20 protein-coding genes are annotated in these 21,074 nt (G+C 62.2%); 12 read left to right on the top strand and 8 right to left on the bottom strand.

The annotated features are described in order from the left end of the window. Window positions 1-166: 166 nt before the first annotated feature. Window positions 167-874, bottom strand: coding sequence for an arylesterase (locus tag AB7828_RS20680; RefSeq protein ID WP_441231043.1), 708 nt, complete (start codon window positions 872-874; stop codon window positions 167-169). On the opposite strand from AB7828_RS20680, the gene AB7828_RS20675 reads away from it, so the two are divergent. From AB7828_RS20675 to AB7828_RS20660, 4 genes are all read left to right on the top strand, one after another. Next, a complete protein-coding gene (locus AB7828_RS20675) occupies window positions 873-1,613 on the top strand; it encodes an ABC transporter ATP-binding protein (RefSeq protein ID WP_089263284.1) in 741 nt (246 codons plus the stop codon). The two genes, AB7828_RS20680 and AB7828_RS20675, sit on opposite strands and share 2 nt — an antisense overlap. A gap of 4 nt (window positions 1,614-1,617) precedes the next feature. Further along, window positions 1,618-4,185 (top strand): ABC transporter permease, encoded by a 2,568-nt coding sequence (locus tag AB7828_RS20670; protein WP_441231042.1) that lies wholly within the window; start codon window positions 1,618-1,620, stop codon window positions 4,183-4,185. A 312-nt stretch (window positions 4,186-4,497) separates the two neighbouring features. Next, complete coding sequence (locus AB7828_RS20665; protein ID WP_089263288.1) at window positions 4,498-5,286, top strand: Bax inhibitor-1/YccA family protein; 789 nt, start codon at window positions 4,498-4,500, stop codon at window positions 5,284-5,286. An 82-nt stretch (window positions 5,287-5,368) separates the two neighbouring features. Next, window positions 5,369-5,893: a GNAT family N-acetyltransferase gene (locus AB7828_RS20660; protein WP_089263290.1), complete on the top strand. Its 525-nt coding sequence runs from the start codon at window positions 5,369-5,371 to the stop codon at window positions 5,891-5,893. Between the two features lie 15 nt (window positions 5,894-5,908). On the opposite strand, the gene AB7828_RS20655 is transcribed toward AB7828_RS20660, so the two are convergent. The 3 genes from AB7828_RS20655 to acnA all read right to left on the bottom strand — a co-directional run bounded on the left by AB7828_RS20655 (window position 5,909) and on the right by acnA (window position 10,348). After that, window positions 5,909-6,271 (bottom strand): DUF2794 domain-containing protein, encoded by a 363-nt coding sequence (locus AB7828_RS20655; RefSeq protein ID WP_089263291.1) that lies wholly within the window; start codon window positions 6,269-6,271, stop codon window positions 5,909-5,911. A 436-nt stretch (window positions 6,272-6,707) separates the two neighbouring features. Beyond that, on the bottom strand, window positions 6,708-7,460 hold the full coding sequence (locus tag AB7828_RS20650) for a DUF1223 domain-containing protein (RefSeq protein ID WP_441231041.1): 753 nt from the start codon (window positions 7,458-7,460) through the stop codon (window positions 6,708-6,710). A gap of 167 nt (window positions 7,461-7,627) precedes the next feature. After that, on the bottom strand, window positions 7,628-10,348 hold the full coding sequence (gene acnA / locus AB7828_RS20645) for an aconitate hydratase AcnA (RefSeq protein WP_120287614.1): 2,721 nt from the start codon (window positions 10,346-10,348) through the stop codon (window positions 7,628-7,630). A gap of 230 nt (window positions 10,349-10,578) precedes the next feature. Between acnA and ccmA the strand changes: the two genes are divergently transcribed. From ccmA to AB7828_RS20615, 6 genes are all read left to right on the top strand, one after another. Further along, window positions 10,579-11,181: a heme ABC exporter ATP-binding protein CcmA gene (gene ccmA / locus AB7828_RS20640; RefSeq protein ID WP_309941749.1), complete on the top strand. Its 603-nt coding sequence runs from the start codon at window positions 10,579-10,581 to the stop codon at window positions 11,179-11,181. After that, complete coding sequence (gene ccmB, locus AB7828_RS20635) at window positions 11,178-11,846, top strand: heme exporter protein CcmB (protein ID WP_089263299.1); 669 nt, start codon at window positions 11,178-11,180, stop codon at window positions 11,844-11,846. Before ccmA ends, ccmB begins: the two co-directional genes overlap by 4 nt. 123 nt (window positions 11,847-11,969) lie before the next feature. Further along, the gene (locus AB7828_RS20630) at window positions 11,970-12,707 is read left to right on the top strand and encodes a heme ABC transporter permease (RefSeq protein WP_089263301.1); all 738 of its coding nucleotides are present in this window, start codon (window positions 11,970-11,972) and stop codon (window positions 12,705-12,707) included. Next, the gene (ccmD, locus tag AB7828_RS20625) at window positions 12,707-12,886 is read left to right on the top strand and encodes a heme exporter protein CcmD (protein WP_068730071.1); all 180 of its coding nucleotides are present in this window, start codon (window positions 12,707-12,709) and stop codon (window positions 12,884-12,886) included. The genes AB7828_RS20630 and ccmD overlap by 1 nt, the downstream gene beginning before the upstream one ends. Then, window positions 12,883-13,461 (top strand): DsbE family thiol:disulfide interchange protein, encoded by a 579-nt coding sequence (locus AB7828_RS20620; RefSeq protein ID WP_441231040.1) that lies wholly within the window; start codon window positions 12,883-12,885, stop codon window positions 13,459-13,461. Before ccmD ends, AB7828_RS20620 begins: the two co-directional genes overlap by 4 nt. A gap of 145 nt (window positions 13,462-13,606) precedes the next feature. After that, on the top strand, window positions 13,607-13,978 hold the full coding sequence (locus AB7828_RS20615; RefSeq protein WP_089263307.1) for a ComEA family DNA-binding protein: 372 nt from the start codon (window positions 13,607-13,609) through the stop codon (window positions 13,976-13,978). A gap of 75 nt (window positions 13,979-14,053) precedes the next feature. On the opposite strand, the gene AB7828_RS20610 is transcribed toward AB7828_RS20615, so the two are convergent. Next, window positions 14,054-14,959, bottom strand: coding sequence for a LysR substrate-binding domain-containing protein (locus AB7828_RS20610; RefSeq protein WP_441231039.1), 906 nt, complete (start codon window positions 14,957-14,959; stop codon window positions 14,054-14,056). A 237-nt stretch (window positions 14,960-15,196) separates the two neighbouring features. Here AB7828_RS20610 and katG point away from each other — a divergent pair, with 237 nt between their 5' ends. Further along, a complete protein-coding gene (gene katG, locus AB7828_RS20605; RefSeq protein WP_441231038.1) occupies window positions 15,197-17,401 on the top strand; it encodes a catalase/peroxidase HPI in 2,205 nt (734 codons plus the stop codon). 220 nt (window positions 17,402-17,621) lie between these two features. Then, a complete protein-coding gene (locus AB7828_RS20600) occupies window positions 17,622-18,227 on the top strand; it encodes a glutathione S-transferase family protein (protein ID WP_089263313.1) in 606 nt (201 codons plus the stop codon). Window positions 18,228-18,233: 6 nt separating this feature from the next. Here the strand turns inward: AB7828_RS20600 and fabI are convergent, their stop codons facing one another. The 3 genes from fabI to fabA form a co-directional block, all read right to left on the bottom strand. Next, on the bottom strand, window positions 18,234-19,040 hold the full coding sequence (gene fabI, locus AB7828_RS20595; RefSeq protein WP_089263315.1) for an enoyl-ACP reductase FabI: 807 nt from the start codon (window positions 19,038-19,040) through the stop codon (window positions 18,234-18,236). 4 nt (window positions 19,041-19,044) lie between these two features. After that, window positions 19,045-20,271, bottom strand: a complete 1,227-nt coding sequence (gene fabB / locus AB7828_RS20590; RefSeq protein WP_068730055.1) for a beta-ketoacyl-ACP synthase I — start codon at window positions 20,269-20,271, stop codon at window positions 19,045-19,047. An 82-nt stretch (window positions 20,272-20,353) separates the two neighbouring features. Next, window positions 20,354-20,893 carry a bifunctional 3-hydroxydecanoyl-ACP dehydratase/trans-2-decenoyl-ACP isomerase gene (gene fabA, locus AB7828_RS20585; RefSeq protein ID WP_210269351.1) on the bottom strand — a complete coding sequence of 180 codons (540 nt, stop codon included), beginning with the start codon at window positions 20,891-20,893 and terminating at the stop codon, window positions 20,354-20,356. Window positions 20,894-21,074 lie beyond the last annotated feature (181 nt).

The raw sequence follows: 21,074 nt of genomic DNA, 5'->3' as shown, positions 1-21,074 counted from the left end.
GCACGCCCACACCCCTCGGCGAAAATCATGCCCGAACAAACGAGCCGGTGACGAATCACCGATGTCTTTTTTTTACCCGACTTCTGTGACTCTGCGAAGCAGATGCCGCGCTCGGTGCATGAAGGTTCCGTGAAAAACCGTCATTAAGGTTGAGGCTGCCTGTTTCTCAACTGCGTTGCCCAGCGATCGTGCCGACAAATGCCTCGACGCTGGGCAGGATGTTTTTCACGACGATGTCGACCCCATCCGCTGTCGGATGCATCGCGTCGGCCTGGTTGAGTTTACTGTCCCCGGCGACGCCTTCGAGAAAGAACGAATAGAGTGGCACGCCAAATTGCTTGGCGAGATCCGGATAGATCGAATTGAACTTTTCCGCATAGTCGGCGCCGTAGTTCGGCGGTGCCACCATGCCGCAGAGAAGCACGGCGATGTTGCGGGCCTTCAGCCGCGTCAGAATCTCGGTGAGTGCCGCACGCGGGACCTTCGGATCGGTGCCGCGCAGTGCGTCGTTGGCGCCGAGTTCGACGATCACGCCCTGCGTCCCCTCGGGCACCGACCAGTCGAGCCGCCCGAGGCCGCCCGAGGTGGTATCCCCGGATACGCCGGCATTGATCATCTCGACCTCTATCCCCTTGTCCTTCAGGGCCTTTTGTAGCCGGACCGGAAACGCGGCTGCCGCCGGCAGGCCATAACCTGCGCTCAGGGAGTCCCCCAGCACGACCAGTTTGACGGGCTTGGCCGTGCCGGTGGCGGCCGTCTGCGCCGTGGCGGTGGGGATCGGAAGTGCGACCGTCAGCCCGGCGACGACCAGCCACATAAACGTGCACAGCAGCCCCTCGACCGCCGCAAACGAAGTGCCATATGAAGCTCGCATGGATACTTTCATTGAAGCCTCATCATCGGCCGGCGTTTCGCCGGACACCATTTCAATCTCGAACATCAACCTCTCGCTCGGCACCGGCGCTGCGCGGGTGCATATCCTCAAGGATATCAGCCTGCGCGTCGGATCGGGTGAAGCGATCGGGCTGATTGGCCCGTCGGGCTCCGGCAAGTCCACGCTGCTGATGGTGATGGCGGGGCTGGAGCGTCCTGACTCCGGTCAGGTGGTGGTCAATGGCACCTCTTTCAATGATCTCGATGAGGACGGATTGGCGCGGTTTCGTGGCCGTCATGTCGGCATCGTCTTCCAGTCCTTTCACCTGATCCCGACCATGACGGCGCTGGAGAATGTCGCGGTACCGCTGGAGCTGGCAGGTCATCCCGACCCAGCCGGCCGTGCGGCGCGCGAGCTGGAAGCGGTCGGTCTCGGTGCCCGTCTGCATCACTATCCGACCCAGCTTTCCGGTGGCGAGCAGCAGCGCGTCGCGCTGGCGCGCGCATTGGCGCCGGATCCTGCGATCCTGGTCGCCGACGAGCCGACCGGCAATCTCGACGAATCCACCGGCGGCCAGATCGTCGATCTCTTGTTCGCGCAGCACGCGCAGCGCGGCATGACGCTGGTGCTGGTGACTCACGACAATACGCTGGCGCATCGCTGCGACCGCGTGGTGCGATTACGTTCCGGCCGGATCGATGGGCCCGCCACCGAGCGCAACTGGGTCGAGACGGCCTGATCCGATGACCATCACCGAGACCATTCCTAACAGCCGAGGCCCGTCGCTGGCGTTGCGTTACGCTTTCCGCGAGCTGCGCAGCGGCCTGCGCGGCTTCTACGTTTTCATCGCCTGCATCGCGCTGGGCGTCATGGCCATCGCAGGCGTTGGTTCGGTCGCGGCAAGTTTGGGCGAGGGCGTGGCGCGCGAAGGCCGTACGCTGCTCGGCGGCGACGTGGCATTCTCGCTGATGCAGCGTGAGGCCAAGCCGGAAGAACTCGCCTTCTTGCGCGCACGCGGTGCAGTGTCGGTTGCCGCAACGCTGCGCGGCATGGCGCGCGCGCAGGACGGCAATCTTGCGCTTGTTGAGATCAAGGCCGTCGATGGCAGCTATCCCTTGCTCGGCAAGGCGACCCTGGCGCCCGACATGCCGATGAGCGATCTGCTCGCCGAACGCGACGGGGCCTATGGCGCCGCGACGGATACGACATTGATGGCCCGGCTAGGCCTCAAGGTCGGTGACCGCCTCACGGTCGGTAATGCGACGTTCGAGCTTCGCAGCGAAATTTCAGCGGAGCCCGACAAACTCGCTGGCGGTGTCGGGTTCGCGCCGCGTTTCCTCACCAGTGAGGACGCTCTGCGCGCCACCAAGCTTCTGCAGCCCGGCAGTCTGGTGCGCTGGATCTATCGTGTTCGCCTGCCGGACACCGTTTCCGGCGATCGCGCTGCCAAGGCGCTGGCCGACGATGCGCGTGCCCAATTGCCGCAAGCCGGCTGGGAAATCCGTTCGCGCGACAACGCGTCGCCGCAGCTTGAGCGCACCATCACGCGATTCACCCAGTTCCTGACGTTGGTCGGCCTCGCGTCACTGCTGGTCGGCGGCGTCGGCGTCGCCAATGCCGTGAAGAGCCATATTGATCGCCGCCGCGATGTCATCGCGTCGTTGAAAGCGCTTGGCGCGACTGGCCGCGACGTATTCGCGATCTACCTCACCCAGGTACTGGTGCTGGCGGTGATCGGCTCGCTGATCGGCATGGTGGTCGGTGCGTCCCTGCCGTTTGCTATTGTCGGCCTGTTTGGCAAGCTGCTGCCGCTGCCGGTGGTGCCGGCGCTTCATCTCGGCGAGCTGGCGTTGTCGTTGCTGTACGGGCTGCTGACGGCGCTGGCTTTTGGGCTGTGGCCCTTGGCCCGGGTGCATGACGTCCCGGTCGCGGCGCTGTTTCGTGATGCGGCATTGACGGAATCTCACCGGCCGAAGTTGCGCTACATACTCTGGATGGCACTCGTGGTCGGGGTGCTGATCGCGGTGGTGGTCGGGCTCGCTTACGACAAACGCGTCGCTGCCGTATTTGTGGTGTCGTCGATGGTCGTTTTCGCCTTGCTGCGCGGTATCGCTGGCGCATTGATGGCTTTTGCGCGCAAATTACCGCGGCCGAGCATGACCATGCTGCGGCTGGCTATTGCCAATATCTACCGGCCGGGCGCGCTGACGCCGTCGGTGGTGATGTCGCTCGGGCTCGGCCTGACGGTGCTGGTGACCGTCACCCAGATCGACGGCAATCTGCGCCGGCAGTTCATGGCAGCGCTGCCGGAGAAGGCGCCGTCGTTCTATTTCATCGACATTCCCTCCACCGAGGCCGACCGCTTCAGCGCGTTTCTCAGGGAGAAGCAGCCGCAGTCGACCGTCGAGGATGTGCCGATGCTGCGCGGCCGGATCGTCGCCGCGCGCGGCGTCAAGGCAGAAGACCTCAAGCCGTCATCCGATGCCGAATGGGTACTGCAGAGCGACCGCGGCCTCAGTTACACCAACGAGGTTCCGCGTGGCTCCAAGCTGGTCGAGGGCGAATGGTGGGCGCCCGACTATAGCGGCCCGCCACTGGTGTCGTTCGAGAAGAAGCTGGCCGACGGGCTCGGGCTCAAACTGGGCGACGAGGTCACCGTCAACGTGCTCGGCCGCGATATCACCGCCAGGATCGGCAATATGCGGTCCGTCGACTGGCAGAGCCTCGGCATCAATTTCGTCCTGGTGTTCTCGCCCAATACCTTCCGCGGTGCGCCGCATACCCATATTGCCACGCTGACCGAACCGAAGTCCGATCCGTCCCAGGACGCCGGTCTGGTCAAGGCGGTGGCCGACGCATTCGCGATGATCACCACCGTGCGGGTCCGGGAAGCGCTCGACACTGTGGGATCGGTTGTCACAAATCTCGTGCTGGCGATCCGCGGTACCAGCGCGGTGACGCTGCTCTCGGCCATCCTCGTGCTCGGTGGCGCGCTGGCCGCCGGTCACCGGCATCGCGTCTATGACGCCGTGATTCTCAAGACCCTCGGCGCAACGCGTGCGCGGCTTTTGGGTGCCTATGCCCTCGAATATCTGATGATCGGCCTGGCCACGGCGGTGTTTGGGGTCATCGCCGGCTCGGTGGCGGCGTGGCTGATCGTCACGCGCCTGATGACGCTGAGCTTTGTCTGGCAGGCTGGCAGCGCGGCTGGCGTCGTGCTGGCGGCGCTAATTGTCACAGTGGGTTTGGGCCTGGTGGGTACGTTGGTAGCCTTGAACCAGAAGCCTGCCACCGTGTTACGGAATTTGTGACCTGTTTTGACACGAAGCAGCCTTTGCACGGGCTGATTCGTGCAAAATGACTGAGAAATCGCCAAGCTTGCGTCAGGCTGAAAGTTTACCCGGTTGCCTGAATGCAAATCGGAGCGACATTCCGCCACGCGTGGAAGCTTGCAGCGAATGTGTTAGTTTACCACATACCCTATGGGTCAGGCATCGAGCGCAGATGACATCGATTTTTTATGAAATCGAGTTTAGTGTCAGGAAGCGCAGATATCTGGGATATAATTCGAACCGGCGACGCGAACCCTTTGCGATCAGCCGGACAACATCGAGGTTTCGACCATGTCGGATCTAGACCGTAACTATGCTTCCCCCTTCGGCCGGGCCGGCGCGCGCGATGCCGCTGCCGTGGACGCCGGACTGCGCTCCTACATGCTGCGCATCTACAACTACATGACGATCGGTCTGGCCATCACCGGCCTGGCTGCTCTCGGCGTGTACATGGCCGCCGTGACTACCGACCCGTCGGGCGCCGCTGCCCGGATCGGTAGCTCCTACCTGACGCCGTTCGGCTATGCGATGTTCGTGAGCCCGCTGAAGTGGGTGTTCATCCTGGCGCCTCTGGTCATGGTGTTCGCCATCTCGTTCGGCATCAACCGGCTGAAGCCGGCTACTGCGCAGTTGCTGTTCTGGGCCTTCGCGGCTCTGATGGGCATCTCGCTGTCGTCGATCTTCCTGGTGTACACGCACACGTCGATCGTGCGGGTGTTCTTCATCACCGCTGCCTCGTTCGGTGCACTGAGCCTTTACGGCTACACCACCAAGCGTGACATGACGGGCATGGGCTCGTTCCTGCTGATGGGCCTGTTCGGCATCATCATCGCGAGCGTCGTGAACATCTTCGTCGCTTCGTCGATGCTGCAGTTCATCGTGTCGGTCGTCGGTGTGCTGATCTTCGCGGGCCTCACTGCCTACGATACCCAGCGGTTGAAGAACGACTACATCTACGGTTACGCCTCGCAGGGCGGCGATATCGCCGAGCGCGCGGCGATCACCGGTGCCCTGTCGCTCTACTTGAACTTCATCAACCTGTTCACGCTGCTGCTGCAGCTGCTCGGACAGCGCGAATAAGCTCAGAGCATAGAGAAGATCTTAGCCCCGACCGAAAGGCCGGGGCTTTTCTTTTGGGTGGAGCAAAAATAGTCTCAGCGCCATGTCCGATATTGAAATCAGGCCCGCCACGGCGGCAGATCTGCCCGCGATCACCGCGATCTATGCCGAGGCGGTGCAGTTCGGCACGGCCACGTTCGAACTGATCCCGCCAGATTTGGCCGAGATGACGCGGCGTTTCGAGGGGATGGTGAGCGGGGGCTATCCGTATCTCGCGGCTGTGCTGGAAGGCCGGGTTGTCGGCTATGCCTATGCCAGCGCGCATCGCCCGCGACCGGCCTATCGCTTTACCGTCGAGAATTCGATTTATCTCGATCCGAAAGCCCAACGGCGAGGCGTTGGCGGCAAACTTCTGGCGCGGCTGATCGCCGAATGCGAGAGCCGCGGCTACCGCCAGATGGTCGCCGTGATCGGTGACAGCGCCAATGCCGGCTCCATCGCGGTTCATCGCAATGCCGGGTTTCAGATGGTTGGGGTGCATACCGATGTCGGGTTCAAGTTCGATCGCTGGCTTGATACCGTTTCGATGCAGCTCGCACTTGGCGACGGCGCCCGCACGCTGCCCTGACGCTGTGCGAATCGATTACACCACCGCCAGCTTGCGATCGATCACCAGGAGCACGCGGTCGAGTTCTTGGCCGCGGCGCAGAATCATGCCGCTGGCCGAGATCACACTATACATGCCCTGCTTGCGCGCCAGTCGCGGATCTTTCTCGATGCGATAGAGCGGCACTTCCGACGAGCGGCGGAACACCGAGAACACCGCGCGGTCGCGCAGAAAGTCGATGGCGTAATCGCGCCACTCGCCGTCGGAGACCATACGGCCGTACAGGTTGAGGATGCGGCTGAGCTCAAGGCGATTGAAGCTGACGACGGGCGCGGCGGCGGCAGAGCCCGTCGCCGCGCGATTCTCGGTGGGCTCAGTATCTCCCGGAATCACATTCATGCAGCGCCTCCTGTCATATCGTCGACATGATCGCGCCGACCGCGGTCCTCTGCAAGGGCCGATCCGCAGGCCCGATGGTAGAAATTTCCCGTCACGGGAACGTCAGGTGAATCTTATTGCCGCCAAATTTTGGCCCATCGGGCGCCCTTCTGGATTGCGACAAGAAGATACTGCGTCGGGTCCGGTTCTTCCGGTCTCGGATTCCTCAGCCCCCAGCCCCCCGCGGTCGTTGGGATCGGACCCTGCGCAGGAAGTTAATCCCCACTGGGCCAACGCAAGTTGGTCCTTTTCTTTTTGGTGGATGCTTTTGCGAGACCATCAAGCGTCATTGCGATAGGCGAAGCGACGAAGCAATCCAGTCTTCGCCGAGGGCTCACAATGGTGCGGGCATGCCACGCGTAAGCGCAGCAGCTACCGAAGTTATCAATCTGAAGACTTACTGTAGCGACGTATAGGCCGCGCCGCGCATCGCGCCGGGCTTGTCGCGCGTGCCGTCTTGCACATAAACGACGGCGGCATCGACACCATCCCTGGAGATGTTCTCCAGCGGCAGCGTCCAGTTGGCGGCGTTGCCGGTCCAGTCACCGACCTTCAGCCAGTTCCGGACGACATTGTAGTATGTCAGTTGCTTGCCGCGATTCTCGCCGCGCCCGACCGTGATCGGCACTGCCTTCGACACGGAACAGATCCAGACTTCGCCATGCGCCGTATCCGGCGCATTGTTCGATGCGGCAACGGACACGTTGACGTGTTTGCCGGAAACCGACATCGACACCGGCACCGTCATCACGGTGCCTTTCTTGGTTTCGCTGATCGCGCCCTGGATACGATCGGCATCGCTGCCGATCACCTGAGTGGCGCCGTTGACGACGACTTGCGGCGTGTAGATGTCGCGATCGCCGCGCATCTGTGAATAGGCCTTCTGCCGCGCGCTGAAACGCGAGTCGGCCAGCGTGTCCTTCCAGCCCAGGTAGTCCCAGTAGTCGATCGGCATGCTCAATGCGATCACCGACGGGTCTTTGGCGAGGTCGCCGATGATCTTGTCTGCAGGCGGGCAGGACGAGCAACCTTGCGAGGTAAACAGCTCCACCACGGCCCTAGGCTGGGCCAGCGCGCTACCGCTTGCTGCAATGGCGGCGCACACGCTGAGCGCGCCGGTCCACTGCGATATGCCGCCAAAGGATTTCATGAGGTTTTGCCACGCTCGAGGTGAGACACATAACAGACGGTGTCGCACATTGGTGTCGCTAACACGTTCATGCCCTCAAACGCCAGAAGGCGGCCCTTCATAGGCCGCCTTCTGTTCACTAGCCACTCACTTCGCGGTGAGGCACTACGTCACACCACGTATGGGCGTCAGGCTGCAAGCTGACGCAGCACGTAATGCAGGATGCCGCCATTGCGGTAATATTCGAGCTCGTCCAGCGTATCGATGCGGCAGAGCAGCGTCTCCTTGTGGAGTGAGCCATCGGCCGACACGATTTCCGCCACCATCTGCTGGCGCGGCTTGATGTCGCCGGTCAGGCCGCGGATCGTGACCTTCTCGTCGCCCTTGAGGCCGAGTTTCTTCCACGATGAGCCGTTCTCGAAGGTTAGCGGCAGAATGCCCATGCCGACCAGATTGGATCGATGAATACGTTCGAAGCTTTCGGTAATCACGGCGCGAACGCCGAGCAGACGGGTGCCCTTCGCAGCCCAGTCGCGCGACGAACCGTTGCCGTATTCGGCACCGCCGAACACGACCAGCGGCACTTGTTCGGCCTGATACTTCATCGCGGCGTCGTAGATCGACATGGCTTCTCCATCGGGCCAGTGCTTGGTCATGCCGCCTTCCGGCACGTTGCCGTCAGCACCCTGCATCATGAAGTTCTTGATGCGGATATTGGCAAAGGTGCCGCGCATCATCACTTCGTGGTTGCCGCGGCGCGTGCCGTACTGGTTGAAGTCGGCCGGGCGCACCTGGTGCTCCGACAGATACTTGCCCGCGGGTGAGGTGAGCTTGATCGAACCGGCAGGCGAGATGTGGTCGGTAGTGATCTTGTCGCCGAACAGAGCCAGGATGCGCGCGTCGATGATGTCGGTGGTCGGCTCCGGTTCCTTCTTCATGCCTTCGAAGTAGGGTGGGTTCTGCACATAGGTCGAACCCATGTTCCACTTGTAGGTCTCGCTCTCGACCGTCTTGATCTTGCGCCAGTTGGCATCGCCGTCGAACACGTTTGCGTACTTCTTCTTGAAGATCGTCGACGTCACGTACTTCTTGATGAAGGCGTTGATATCCTTCGTGGTCGGCCAGATGTCTTTCAGGAACACCGGCTTGCCATCCTTGCCTTCGCCGATCGGCTCGACCGCTAGATTCTTGGTCACCGTACCGGCAAGTGCGTGCGCGACGACCAGCGGCGGCGAGGCGAGGTAGTTTGCCTGCACGTCCGGCGAGACGCGACCCTCGAAGTTACGGTTGCCCGAAAGAACCGCTGCGGCAACGATGCCGTTGTCGTTGATCGACTTCGAAATCTCCGGCGGCAGCGGGCCGGAATTGCCGATACAGGTGGTGCAGCCGAAGCCGACGAGGTTGAAGCCGATCTTGTCGAGATCGAGCTGCAAGCCGGAATTGGCGAGATATTCAGCGACGACCTGCGAGCCCGGCGCCAGCGAGGTCTTCACCCACGGCTTGGTCTTGAGGCCCTTGGCCACGGCGTTACGTGCCAGCAGGCCGGCGGCGATCAGCACGCTCGGATTCGAGGTGTTGGTGCAGGAGGTGATGGCAGCGATCACCACGTCGCCATGGCCGACATCGAAGTTCTTGCCCTCGACGGGGAAGCGCGCGTTGTGGTTATCCGGCTTCTTGTATTCGGTGGTTAGCGCGGCAGAGAAGCCATCGGCGATGGCGGGCAGTGCGACGCGGCCTTCCGGACGCTTCGGGCCGGCCATCGAGGGTACGACGTCGCCGAGATCGAGCTTCAGCGTTTCGGTGAACACCGGATCGGGCGACTTGGCGGTGCGGTACAGGCCCTGCGCCTTGGCATAAGCGGCAACCAGTGCGACACGCGCCGATTTGCGGCCCGAAGTTTTCAGATAGTCGATGGTGGCGGCATCGACCGGGAAGAAGCCGCAGGTCGCGCCATATTCCGGCGCCATATTTCCGATTGTCGCCTTGTCAGCGACCGACATGGCGTCGAGGCCGGGGCCGTAGAATTCCACGAACTTGCCGACGACGCCCTGCTTGCGCAGCATCTGGGTGACGGTGAGCACGAGGTCGGTGGCGGTGACGCCTTCCTTGAGTGCGCCCGACAGCTTGAAGCCGACCACGTCGGGCAGCAGCATCGACTGCGGCTGGCCGAGCATCGCGGCTTCCGCCTCGATGCCGCCGACGCCCCAGCCGAGCACGGCGAGGCCGTTGACCATGGTGGTGTGCGAGTCGGTGCCGACCAGCGTGTCCGGATAGGCGACCTCGAAGGTGGCGGTCTTCTTACCGACCGTCATCTTCTGCTTCTTCGTCCAGACGGTCTGGGCGAGATATTCGAGATTGACCTGGTGGCAGATGCCGGTGCCGGGCGGCACGACGGAGAAATTCGAGAACGCGCTCTGGCCCCACTTCAGGAACTCGTAGCGCTCCTTGTTCTGCTTGTACTCTTCGGCGACGTTCTTGCCGAACGCCTTGTTGTCACCGAAGAAGTTCACGATCACCGAGTGGTCGATGACCAGATCGACCGGGACCAGCGGGTTGATCTTCTTGGGATCGCCCTTCAGCGCCTGCATCGCATTACGCATGGCCGCAAGATCGACTACCGCGGGGACGCCAGTGAAGTCCTGCATCAGCACGCGCGCAGGGCGGAACGAGATTTCGTGCTCGAGCTTGCGCTTCTTCAGCCATTTCGAGAAAGCAACGATGTCTTCCTTCTTGACGCTGCGGCCGTCCTCGTTGCGCAGCAGATTCTCGAGCAGGACCTTCATCGAATAGGGCAGCTTCGAAATGCCTGTCAGACCATTTTTCTCAGCGAGCGGCAGGCTGTAGTACACGTAAGTTTTAGCGCCCACCTTGAGGGTTTTTTGGCACTTGAAACTGTCGAGCGAGGTCATGTGAAGGGGTCCCAATTCAGTTGACCGATACCCGGAAAATGGTATCGAGACACCGTCGGCGGAGAAGGCCGGTTTGCTTGCAGGCGCCGATTGTGTGCTGCATCAAGTTCCGACTTATAGAATCTTTCTAGAACCGCTGCCATATCGACAATCGTTTGCAGCCCTGCGAAATGATGCAACAACGCCGCGGCGACCTCTGAGCCAAATCAGATGGTCATGGAAGGGTTAAGATGCGGCTCTCGGGGCGCAATTTACGATGCCTGCGGGGCGGCCGCGAAGTCTTCGCCGGGCTCGATTTCGATGCCACGGCAGGCAAGGCAGTGGCGGTCATTGGCCCTAACGGGGCAGGCAAAACCTCATTGCTGCGGTTGATCGCAGGCCTGCTGGCGCCGGCCGAGGGCTCCATCACTCTCGAGGGCGGCGACGGCGAAATGACCGTTGCCGAACAGGCCCATTACCTGGGCCACCGCGACGCCATGAAGCCGGCTTTGACGGTGACGGAAAACCTGACCTTCTGGGCCGACTTCCTCGGTGGCACGCCGGCCGATCCAGCCACGTGCATTGCAGCAGTAGGTCTCTCCCATGCCGCAGCATTGCCCGCGGGTTTCTTGTCGGCCGGCCAGCGTCGCCGGCTGTCGATTGCGCGTCTCCTGACCGTCCGCCGGCCGATCTGGCTGCTCGACGAACCGACCGCAGCGCTGGATCTCGCCAGCCAGCGAGTGTTTGCGGGGCTGATGACGGATCATCTCGCATCGGGCGGACTGGTTATTGCCGCGACCCATGGTCCGCTCGGCATTCCCGCCCGGGAGTTGCGCATCGGGGGCGAGGCGTGAGTGCCCTTGGCGCGTTGATTCGCCGTGACATCCGTATTGCCGTCCGGGTCGGCGGCGGGGCGCTGATCGGTGTGCTGTTCTTTCTGACGGTTGTCGTGCTGATGCCTTTCGCGCTGGGGCCGGATCTAGCGCTGCTGGCACGACTGGGGCCGGCGATTCTATGGCTCGGGGCGCTGCTCGCGAGCCTGCTGACGCTAGACCGGTTGTTTACCGCCGATCACGACGATGGCTCGCTGGATCTCATTCTGATGAGCCGGACGCCACTGGAACTCGCCTGCGCCGCCAAGGCTCTTGCGCACTGGCTGGCCGCGGGCGTGCCGCTGATCGTCGCGACGCCAGTGCTGGGGCTGCTGCTCAATCTCGACGGACCGGCGACGCTGGCGGTCGCCCTGACGCTGTTGGCGGGCACGCCGGCGCTGACCTTCACCGGCATGATCGGGGCCGCGCTGGCGGTGACCCTGCAGCGCGGAGGGCTCTTGCTGGCGGTGCTGGTGTTGCCGTTATCGATACCGGTGCTGATTTTCGGCGTTGCGGCCTCCAATGCGGCCATCGCCGGACAGTTGTCATTCTCGACGCCATTCTCGATCCTCTGCGCGCTATCGCTGGCGAGCCTCGTGATCGGGCCTTTCGCGGCGGCGGCGAGCCTGCGGCATGGACTGGATTGAGACAGTTGGATGGATCACGACAGGCTGAGACACTGGATTGACCTGGGTCAACTCGTCGCGAGCCGTGTTGAACGAGAATAAGTTGCATTGATCCCGGGCAGAGCCGCGACTATTGGAAATGCCATGACGCTGACCGAACTCGCCAATCCAACCCGGTTCCTGTCGCTCGCCACCCGCATCCTGCCGTGGCTGGCGATGGCGACGGGCATTCTGCTTGCGATCGGCCTGTATCAGTCGGCCATGGCCCCGGATGACTACCAGCAGGGTGCTACCGTCAAGATCATGTTCATCCATGTGCCGAACGCCTGGCTATCGATGTTCGTCTGGGGGGTCATGAGCGTGGCATCGCTGGGCACGCTGGTGTGGCGGCATCCGCTCGCCGACGTCGCCGCCAAATCCGCAGCACCGATCGGCGCGGCCTTCACCTTTCTCGCATTGGTCACGGGTTCGCTGTGGGGCCGGCCGATGTGGGGTACCTATTGGGAATGGGACGCCCGACTGACTTCGGTGCTCATTCTGTTTCTGATGTATCTCGGCCTGATAGCGCTGTGGCGTGCTGTTGAAGACCCATCGCGGGCGGCGCGCGCCGCGGCGGTGCTGACGCTGGTCGGTGCCATCAATATTCCGATCATCAAGTTCTCGGTCGATTGGTGGAATACGCTGCATCAGCCGGCGTCGGTGATGAAGATGGGCGGCTCGTCGCTCGACAAGTCGTTTCTGATTCCCCTGCTGGTGATGGCGGTGGCATTCTCACTGCTGTTCATCACGCTGCATCTCGCGGCCATGCGTAACGAGATCCTGCGGCGCCGCCTGCGCGCGCTGCAGATGCTGCAGGCCTCAAAGCCGGTGGCACTCCCGTGATGGCGCTTGGTCCCTACGCATCTTTCATCGTCACGTCCTACGCGCTGGTCGCAGCGGTGGTGCTGATCCTCATCGTGTGGATCGCCATCGATCATCGTCGCGTCCGCGCGCGGCTGCATGAGTTGGAATCCTCCGGCGTGGCGCGGCGCTCGGGTCGTGGTGCGACGGATCTCACATGACCACGCAAGCCACTCCGAAGCGCCGCTGGATGCTCGCGCTGCCTCTGCTGATCTTTGCCGCGCTCGCGGCGCTGTTCTGGTTTCGGCTCGGAGCCGACCCCGCGAAACTGCCCTCGGCATTGATCGGCCGCGCCGCGCCACAGACGACATTACCGGCACTGGAAGGCCTTACCGATAGCGGTGCGTCGGTACCGGGTCTCGATCCCGCAGCCTTCAAGGGCAAGGTCAGTCTCGTTAATGTCTGGGCATCGTGGTGCGTGCCGTGCCACGAGGAGGCACCGCTGCTGACAGAACTCGGCAAGGACAAACGGCTGCAACTGGTCGGCATCAACTACAAGGACGCACCGGACAACGCGCGCCGCTTTCTCGGTCGTTACGGCAATCCGTTCGGCATCGTTGGCGTCGACGGCAACGGCCGCGCCGCGATCGAATGGGGTGTCTATGGCGTGCCCGAAACCTTCATCGTCGGCCGCGACGGCCGCATCGCCTACAAGATGGTCGGTGGCATCACGCAGGAAAATTACGAGCGCGTGCTGAAAGTCGAGATCGACAAGGCACTGCAGGCAGGGTCCTGAGCGCAATCCTCATCATGAGCAAGCCGGCTTAACTACCAAAATAAACTTCAGCTTTTATCTGCGGTTCATTTTCGCGCCATGGCGGCGCCATGAATCCGCAGCTAGCTTGATGGCGTTACTTAACCGTCCTTGGAGGGACACCACGATGCGCCATTTCAAATTTGCTACTTTGACCGCTGCCGCTCTCACTCTGGGTCTGCTCGCATCCGCGCCGTCGATGGCGCAGTCGCCGCAGCCCGCTGCTCCCGCCGGCAAGATGGCCCCGGCTGCCACATCCAAGATGGCGCCTGCCAGCGAATCGAAGATGGCCCCGGCACCGAAGGCTGAGCTGCTCGATCTCAACTCCGCCAGTGTCGAGGCGCTCGAGGCTCTGCCCGGCATCGGCAAGGCCTATTCGGCGGCCATCGTCAAAGGCCGTCCGTATAAGGGCAAGGACGAACTCGTGCAGAAGAAGATCGTGCCCGAGAAGACCTATGACGGCATCAAGGACAAGGTCATCGCCAAGCAGAAGAGCTAGGCGCGATCGCTTCGCTCGTCCGGAAACGCATCGGCGCAGCCGCGCCGGTGCGTTTTCTTTTGTGGTCCATCACGATCAGCCGATAACGCTGTCCTTCACCACATCGCCCAATGCGGCGAAGTCCGCCTTGCGCGGAGACGTCCGGCGAAAGGCGAGGCCGATGGTGCGGCCGGGCTGCGGATTCTCCAACCGCAGGAATTTGACGCGCTGGTCGCGTTGTTCGACGTCGGCGGCGATCTGCGGGATCAATGTCACGCCATAGCCGCTGGCGACCATCTGCATCACCGTGGAGAGGCTGGACGCAGCGAAGGCCATGCCGTTGCCGCCGGACTGATGGCCGCGCGCTGCGGTGGCGCAGAAGGCCAGCGCCTGATCGCGCAGGCAGTGGCCGTCCTCCAGCAGGATCAGTCGGCTCTGGTCGATCTCCATCGCCTTGATGCGTTTGTCGGCCGGACGGGGATCGTCTGCCGGCACCGCGAGCAGGAACAGATCGTCGAACAATTTGGCCGTATCGATCTCAGGCTCGCCAAGCGGCAGCGCCAGCATCGCGGCATCGAGTGCGCCTGACTTGATATCGTCGACCAGTTGCCTGGTCTGCGTCTCGCGCAGCTCCAGCCGCAATTCCGGAAACTGTTTCTGTAGCATCGGCAGGATCCGCGGCAGCAGATACGGCGCCAGCGACGGGATCACGCCGAGCGTCAGCCGCCCGGTCAGGAGTCCACCGCGATGCCGCGCAAAGTCCACCAGGTCGCGCGAGGCCGCCAGCACGTCCTCGCCGCGCCGCGCCACTTCGCGCCCGACATCGGTCAGCATCACCTCGCCGGGCCGGCGCTCCACCACCTTGACGCCCAGCGTCCGTTCGAGATCGCGTATCTGCATCGACAGCGCAGGCTGGGTGACGTTGCAGGTCTCGGCCGCGCGGCCGAAATGGCCATGTTTGGCAAGAGCGGCGAGATAGCGGAGTTGGCGGAGCGTGATCATGAATCATCAGATAAACTGATCGGAGAGAGAAGACAATTCGACTGGACCTGATCTAAGAATTCTTCCAATCTCTCGTCACGAAATCCAATTAGGGTGAGCGCCAAGCTCGCCGAGGAATTCGGCAGACAATTGAAATTAGACAGCTTTTGGAAAATTTGAGCGGGTTTTTGAAGGCGATCCGGTGTGTCGGTGTTGCCTGGGACGGCTCATATTCCAAACAGCCAGAAGGAGAGACTGATGGACACGACGAATGAGAATGGCGCCGGCAAGTGCCCCGTTGCGCATGCCCCCGCTGCCCGGGCCAATCGTGACTGGTGGCCGAACAAGCTAGACCTGTCGATTCTCCACCAGCACTCGTCGCTGTCCGATCCGATGGGCGATGCGTTTAACTACGCCGAGGAATTCAAGAAGCTTGATTACGAGGCGTTGAAAAACGACCTGCGCAAGCTGATGACCGATTCGCAGGATTGGTGGCCGGCTGATTTCGGACATTACGGTCCGCAGTTCATCCGCATGTCGTGGCACGCTGCCGGCACCTATCGGCTCAGCGATGGCCGCGGTGGTGGCGGTCGCGGTCAGCAGCGTTTTGCTCCGCTCAATTCCTGGCCGGACAACGTCAACATCGACAAGTCACGCCGCCTCCTGTGGCCGATCAAGCAGAAATACGGCAACAAGATCTCGTGGGCCGACCTGCTGATCCTGACCGGCAACGTGGCGCTGGAGACCATGGGTTTTCGCACCTTCGGTTTCGCCGGCGGTCGCGCCGACGTCTGGGAGCCTGATCAGGACGTGAACTGGGGCCCCGAAACCACGTGGCTGTCCCACCGGTCGCTCGACAAGTTCGAAGCTCCGCTCAGTGCCACGGAAATGGGCCTGATCTATGTGAATCCGGAAGGTCCGGGTGCCAGCGGCGATCCGGTTGCGGCCGCCAGCTTCATCCGCGAGACCTTCAAGCGCATGGCGATGAACGACGAGGAAACCGTGGCGCTGATCGCCGGCGGTCACACCTTCGGTAAGACCCATGGCGCTGCGCCTGAGTCCCACAAGGGTCCGGAGCCTGAAGCTGCCGGCCTGGAAGCGCAGGGTCTTGGCTGGGCGAGCAACTACGGTACTGGATCCGGTGCAGACGCCGTTGGTAGCGGCATTGAGGTCACCTGGACGCAGACGCCGGCGCAGTGGAGCAACTTCTTCTTCGAGAACCTGTTCAAGTATGAATGGGTGCAGACCCGCAGCCCCGGTGGGGCCATCCAGTGGGAGGCCAAGGACGCCGAGGAAGTGATCCCCGACGCGCATGATCCATCGAAGAAGCACAAGCCGACCATGCTCACGACGGATCTGTCCCTGCGTCTGGACCCGGCCTATGAGAAAATCTCACGCCGCTTCCTGCAGAATCCGCAGGCCTTCGCTGAAGCTTTTGCTCGGGCCTGGTTCAAGCTGACTCATCGCGACATGGGTCCGCGCGTGCGTTATCTCGGTCCGGAAGTGCCCAAGGAAGAGTTGATCTGGCAGGATCCGATCCCTGCGGTTGACTATCCGGTGATCGACGACACCGACGTCTCTGCGCTCAAGGCCAAGCTGCTGGCATCGGGCCTGACCGTGTCCGAATTGGTCAGCACGGCCTGGGCTTCGGCCTCCACCTTCCGTGGTGGCGACAAGCGTGGCGGTGCCAACGGCGCGCGTATCCGTCTGGCCCCCCAGAAGGACTGGGAGGTCAACCAGCCGGCTCAGCTAGCCAAGGTGTTGCAGGTGCTCGATGGAATCCGAAAGGAGTTCAACGCGGCGCAATCTGGTGACAAGCAGGTTTCGCTTGCCGACCTGATCGTCCTCGGCGGCAGCGCGGCGGTCGAGAAAGCCGCGAAGGATGCTGGCCTGGATGTGACCGTTCCGTTCTCTCCGGGGCGCGGCGACGCCTCGCAGGCGCAAACCGATGTGGAATCCTTCGAGGTGATGGAACCGGTCGCGGACGGCTTCCGTAACTACCTCAAGGCCACGTCGGCCGTACCGGCCGAAGTATCTTTGGTGGATCGCGCGCAATTGCTGACGCTGACTGCTCCGGAAATGACGGTTCTCGTCGGCGGCTTGCGAGTACTTGGTGCGAATTCCGGGCAGTCCGTGCGCGGTGTCTTCACCAAGACACCGGAGACGTTGACCAACGACTTCTTCATCAACCTGCTCGACATGAGCACGGAGTGGAAGGCGGTCGATGGCTCGAACAATGTGTACGAGGGACGTGATCGCAAGAGCGGCGAAGTCAGGTGGACCGGTACACGCGCCGATCTGGTCTTCGGTTCGCACTCGCAGCTGCGTGCCTTCGCGGAGGTCTATGCAAGCGCCGACGCCAAGCAGAAGTTCGTGAAGGACTTCGTCAAGGCTTGGGTGAAGGTGATGAACGCGGATCGTTTCGATCTTGTCGAGAAGCCGATACTGCAGGCGGCTGAGTAACCTCGGCCCGCCATCGTGAATATGAAAGCCCCTGCGACTATGTCGCGGGGGCTTTTTCTTGTCGCGCCGCGTCATACTCAACTGTCATCACTGACACTGCCGGTTACTGGATCCCGCTTTCGCGGCGATGAGAGTTTCGAAGAGTCTGAGCGCTCTGCGTCTTGCAGCTTTCTCCGAATCCCCGCACAAATGGCAAAATGTTTCTCCGGAGGATCTCCAGATGATGAAACTCTACTGGTCGCCGCGCTCGCGCTCATTCACGGCGCTTTGGCTGATGGAGGAAACCGGCGTCGCCTATGAGCGCGTGCTGACCGATATCTCCACCGGTGCGCAGCGCACGCTGGAATTCCTCGCCGTCAATCCGATGGGCAAGGTGCCGGCTTTGCAGGATGGCGACGCCACCATGGCCGAGGCTGCGGCGATTTGCGCTTATGTGGCCGAGCGCTATCCCGAAGCGAAGCTGGCGCCCCCGCTCGGCGACTCGCATCGTGCGAAGTATCTCTACTGGCTGTTCTTTGCGCCGGGCTGTATCGAACCGGCGATCGCACAGATCGCGACCAAGATGGAGCTGAATCCGGTGGCCGCGGGCTGGGGTGATGCGCAGCGCGTGTTCGATGTGCTCGAAGCCGCGCTTGATGAAGGTCCATGGATTCTTGGCGCACAATTCTCTGCCGCCGATATCGCCATCGGTTCAGGACTGAACTTTGCCGTGCGCAATTTCAAGATGGTCCCGTCGCGCCCGGCGTTCGAGCGCTATCTCGACCGTTGCAGCGCTCGTCCGGCCTTCCAGCGGGCAATGGAATTTGCATCGGGGGAAAAGACGTAAGGCGAATTACTCGCTTGCGTCTGCCTTCAACGCATCCGGATGCGGCATCGAGATGATGTTGTAGCCGGAGTCGACGAAATGCGTTTCGCCGGTCACGCCGCCGGAAAGATCCGACAGCAGATACAGCGCAGTGCCGCCGAGTTCTTCCAGTGTTACGCCGCGGCCGAGCGGCGAATGCTTCTGCTGGAATGCGAACATCGCGCGGGAATCGCCGATGCCCGAGCCGGCCAGTGTGCGTACCGGGCCAGCCGACACCGCGTTGACGCGAATGCCCTGCCGGCCAAAGTCAGATGCGAGATAACGCACCGAGGCTTCGAGAGCGGCCTTGGCAACGCCCATGACATTGTAGTTCGGCATCACGCGGGTCGATCCGCCAAAAGTTAGCGTGATCATGGCGCTGCCGGGCTTCATGATTTCCGACGCGCGCTTGGCGACTTCGGTGAAGGAGAAGCAGGAGATCACCATGGTGCGCGAGAAGTTCGCACGCGTGGTGTCGGCGTAGCGCCCCTTGAGTTCGTTCTTGTCGGAGAAGCCGATAGCGTGAACCAGGAAATCCAGCCCGCCCCATTTCTCCTTGATCGCAGAGAACGTAGCATCGACGCTGGCGATGTCCTCGACGTCGCAGGGCAGGATCAGATCCGCATTGAGCGATTCCGCCAGCGGCTTGACGCGCTTGCCAAGCGCATCGCCTTGATAGGTGAAAGCCAGTTCGGCACCCTGCGCATGCAGGGCCTTGGCGATTCCCCACGCGATCGAATGATCATTGGCGACGCCCATGATCAATCCGCGCTTGCCCTGCATCAGTGATGGCATCGCGTTATGCGTCCATCCGCTTGAAGACCAGCGTGGCGTTGGTGCCGCCGAAGCCGAAGGAGTTCGACAGCACGGTGCCGACCTTCACATTGTCGATGCGCTTGCGCACGATCGGCATGTCGGCGAACACCGGATCGAGTTCGGTGATGTTGCCGCTCTCGCAGATAAACCCGTTCTGCATCATCAGCAGCGAGTAGATTGCTTCCTGCACGCCGGTGGCGCCGAGCGAGTGGCCGGTGAGGGCCTTGGTCGCCGAGATTGGCGGGCATTTCTCGCCAGTGCCGAACACGTTGCGGATCGCCTGCATTTCCGGCGGGTCGCCGGCAGGCGTCGACGTCGCATGCGGGTTGATGTAGTCGATCTTGATGCCGCCGGTGGTGGCCAGCGCCATCTTCATGCAACGCTCTGCGCCTTCGCCGGATGGAGCGACCATGTCGTAGCCATCCGAGGTGGCGCCGTAGCCGATGATTTCGCCATAGATCTTGGCGCCGCGTGCTTTCGCGTGCTCGAGTTCTTCGACCACGACCACGCCGGCGCCGCCGGCGATGACGAAGCCGTCGCGGCTGACGTCATAGGGACGCGAGGCTGTCGATGGTGTGTCGTTATACTTCGAGGACATTGCGCCCATGGCGTCGAACAGCACCGAGAGCGACCAGTCGAGTTCCTCGCAGCCGCCGGCAAAAACGACGTCCTGCTTGCCCCACTGGATCATCTCGTAGGCATTGCCGATGCAATGGTTCGAGGTCGCGCAGGCGGAGGAGATCGAATAGTTCACACCCTTGATCTTGAACCAGGTCGCGAGCGTCGCAGAAGCGGTCGAGGACATCGCCTTCGGCACCGCGAACGGACCAACGCGCTTCGGACCCTTCGTTCGCGTGATGTCCGCGGCTTCGACGATGGTGCGTGCGGAAGGTCCGCCCGAGCCCATGATGATGCCGGTGCGCTCGTTCGAGATATCCGACTCTTCGAGACCGGAGTCCTGGATGGCCTGTTCCATGGCGATGTGATTCCATGCGGCGCCTTCGCCGAGGAAGCGCATCGCGCGGCGGTCGATCACATCGGCCGGATTGATGGTCGGTGCGCCCTGCACCTGCGAACGGAAACCAAGCTCTGCGTATTTGTCGGCGCGCGTGATGCCCGACTTTGCCTCATGGAGGCTCGCAAGCACTTCCTGAGTGTTGTTTCCGATAGATGAGACAATGCCCATCCCCGTGACGACAACCCGCCTCATGATCGCCTCGCCCTTTGAATTACGTTGTTGTGGAACTGGCGGTCGCCCCCTCGGAGACCGCCGTTGAATGGCACCCGGTAGATCACGTTCCCGGCTGCAATGCGGCAGGTGCTTCCTGCTTGAACAGGCCGACCTTCAGGTCCTTGGCGCGATAGATAATCTCGCCATCGGCCGAAAGCGAGCCGTCGGCAATCCCCAACCACAATTTTGAACGCATCACGCGCTTGATATCGATGGTGTACACGACCTTTTTGACGTTCGGGAGAACCTGGCCGGAAAACTTCAGCTCGCTGAGCCCGAGCGCACGTCCGGGGCCGATGCCGCCCGACCAGCCCAGAAAGAACCCGACCATCTGCCACATGGCGTCGAGGCCGAGGCAGCCCGGCATGACCGGATCGCCCTTGAAGTGGCAGGCAAAGAACCAGAGGTCCGAATTGACATCGAGTTCAGCGCGCACGAGACCCTTGCCGAATTCGCCGCCGTCAGCCGTGATCTCGGTGATGCGGTCGAACATCAGCATCGGCGGCAGTGGCAATTGCGCATTGCCGGGTCCGAACAGCTCGCCGCGGCCGCAGGCCAGCAGGTCTTCATATGCGTAGCTGTTGCGTTGTTCCTGGATCATGCCGGCTTTCTGGGTCCATCGATGGTGGTGGCTACCCCAGGTTGGAGTCGCCACATATAGAATTGTTCCAAATGACACGGGAACTTGCCCCGGTTGGGCGCTCTCTATCATAGGCTTAGGGGGCGGCAAAGCGCCGGATCGCCTGCTTTTGGCGGGTTATTGACCATGTTGCGATGCACTG

The organism is Tardiphaga sp. 215_C5_N2_1 (assembly GCF_052076055.1).
GTDB classification, from domain to species: domain Bacteria; phylum Pseudomonadota; class Alphaproteobacteria; order Rhizobiales; family Xanthobacteraceae; genus Tardiphaga; species Tardiphaga robiniae.
Note: the sequence above shows the minus strand (reverse complement) of the source record. Positions and strands in the feature narration are given on the sequence as shown.

What these genes read in the sequence shown, in the direction of transcription:
- AB7828_RS20675 (WP_089263284.1), top strand. Translation starts at nt 873, where the DNA reads ATGGATACTTTCATTGAAGCCTCATCATCGGCCGGCGTTTCGCCGGAC.
- AB7828_RS20680 (WP_441231043.1), bottom strand. Translation starts at nt 874, where the DNA reads ATGCGAGCTTCATATGGCACTTCGTTTGCGGCGGTCGAGGGGCTGCTG.
- AB7828_RS20670 (WP_441231042.1), top strand. Translation starts at nt 1,618, where the DNA reads ATGACCATCACCGAGACCATTCCTAACAGCCGAGGCCCGTCGCTGGCG.
- AB7828_RS20665 (WP_089263288.1), top strand. Translation starts at nt 4,498, where the DNA reads ATGTCGGATCTAGACCGTAACTATGCTTCCCCCTTCGGCCGGGCCGGC.
- AB7828_RS20660 (WP_089263290.1), top strand. Translation starts at nt 5,369, where the DNA reads ATGTCCGATATTGAAATCAGGCCCGCCACGGCGGCAGATCTGCCCGCG.
- AB7828_RS20655 (WP_089263291.1), bottom strand. Translation starts at nt 6,271, where the DNA reads ATGAATGTGATTCCGGGAGATACTGAGCCCACCGAGAATCGCGCGGCG.
- AB7828_RS20650 (WP_441231041.1), bottom strand. Translation starts at nt 7,460, where the DNA reads ATGAAATCCTTTGGCGGCATATCGCAGTGGACCGGCGCGCTCAGCGTG.
- acnA (WP_120287614.1), bottom strand. Translation starts at nt 10,348, where the DNA reads ATGACCTCGCTCGACAGTTTCAAGTGCCAAAAAACCCTCAAGGTGGGC.
- ccmA (WP_309941749.1), top strand. Translation starts at nt 10,579, where the DNA reads ATGCGGCTCTCGGGGCGCAATTTACGATGCCTGCGGGGCGGCCGCGAA.
- AB7828_RS20630 (WP_089263301.1), top strand. Translation starts at nt 11,970, where the DNA reads ATGACGCTGACCGAACTCGCCAATCCAACCCGGTTCCTGTCGCTCGCC.
- ccmD (WP_068730071.1), top strand. Translation starts at nt 12,707, where the DNA reads ATGGCGCTTGGTCCCTACGCATCTTTCATCGTCACGTCCTACGCGCTG.
- AB7828_RS20620 (WP_441231040.1), top strand. Translation starts at nt 12,883, where the DNA reads ATGACCACGCAAGCCACTCCGAAGCGCCGCTGGATGCTCGCGCTGCCT.
- AB7828_RS20615 (WP_089263307.1), top strand. Translation starts at nt 13,607, where the DNA reads ATGCGCCATTTCAAATTTGCTACTTTGACCGCTGCCGCTCTCACTCTG.
- AB7828_RS20610 (WP_441231039.1), bottom strand. Translation starts at nt 14,959, where the DNA reads ATGATCACGCTCCGCCAACTCCGCTATCTCGCCGCTCTTGCCAAACAT.
- katG (WP_441231038.1), top strand. Translation starts at nt 15,197, where the DNA reads ATGGACACGACGAATGAGAATGGCGCCGGCAAGTGCCCCGTTGCGCAT.
- AB7828_RS20600 (WP_089263313.1), top strand. Translation starts at nt 17,622, where the DNA reads ATGATGAAACTCTACTGGTCGCCGCGCTCGCGCTCATTCACGGCGCTT.
- fabI (WP_089263315.1), bottom strand. Translation starts at nt 19,040, where the DNA reads ATGCCATCACTGATGCAGGGCAAGCGCGGATTGATCATGGGCGTCGCC.
- fabB (WP_068730055.1), bottom strand. Translation starts at nt 20,271, where the DNA reads ATGAGGCGGGTTGTCGTCACGGGGATGGGCATTGTCTCATCTATCGGA.
- fabA (WP_210269351.1), bottom strand. Translation starts at nt 20,893, where the DNA reads ATGATCCAGGAACAACGCAACAGCTACGCATATGAAGACCTGCTGGCC.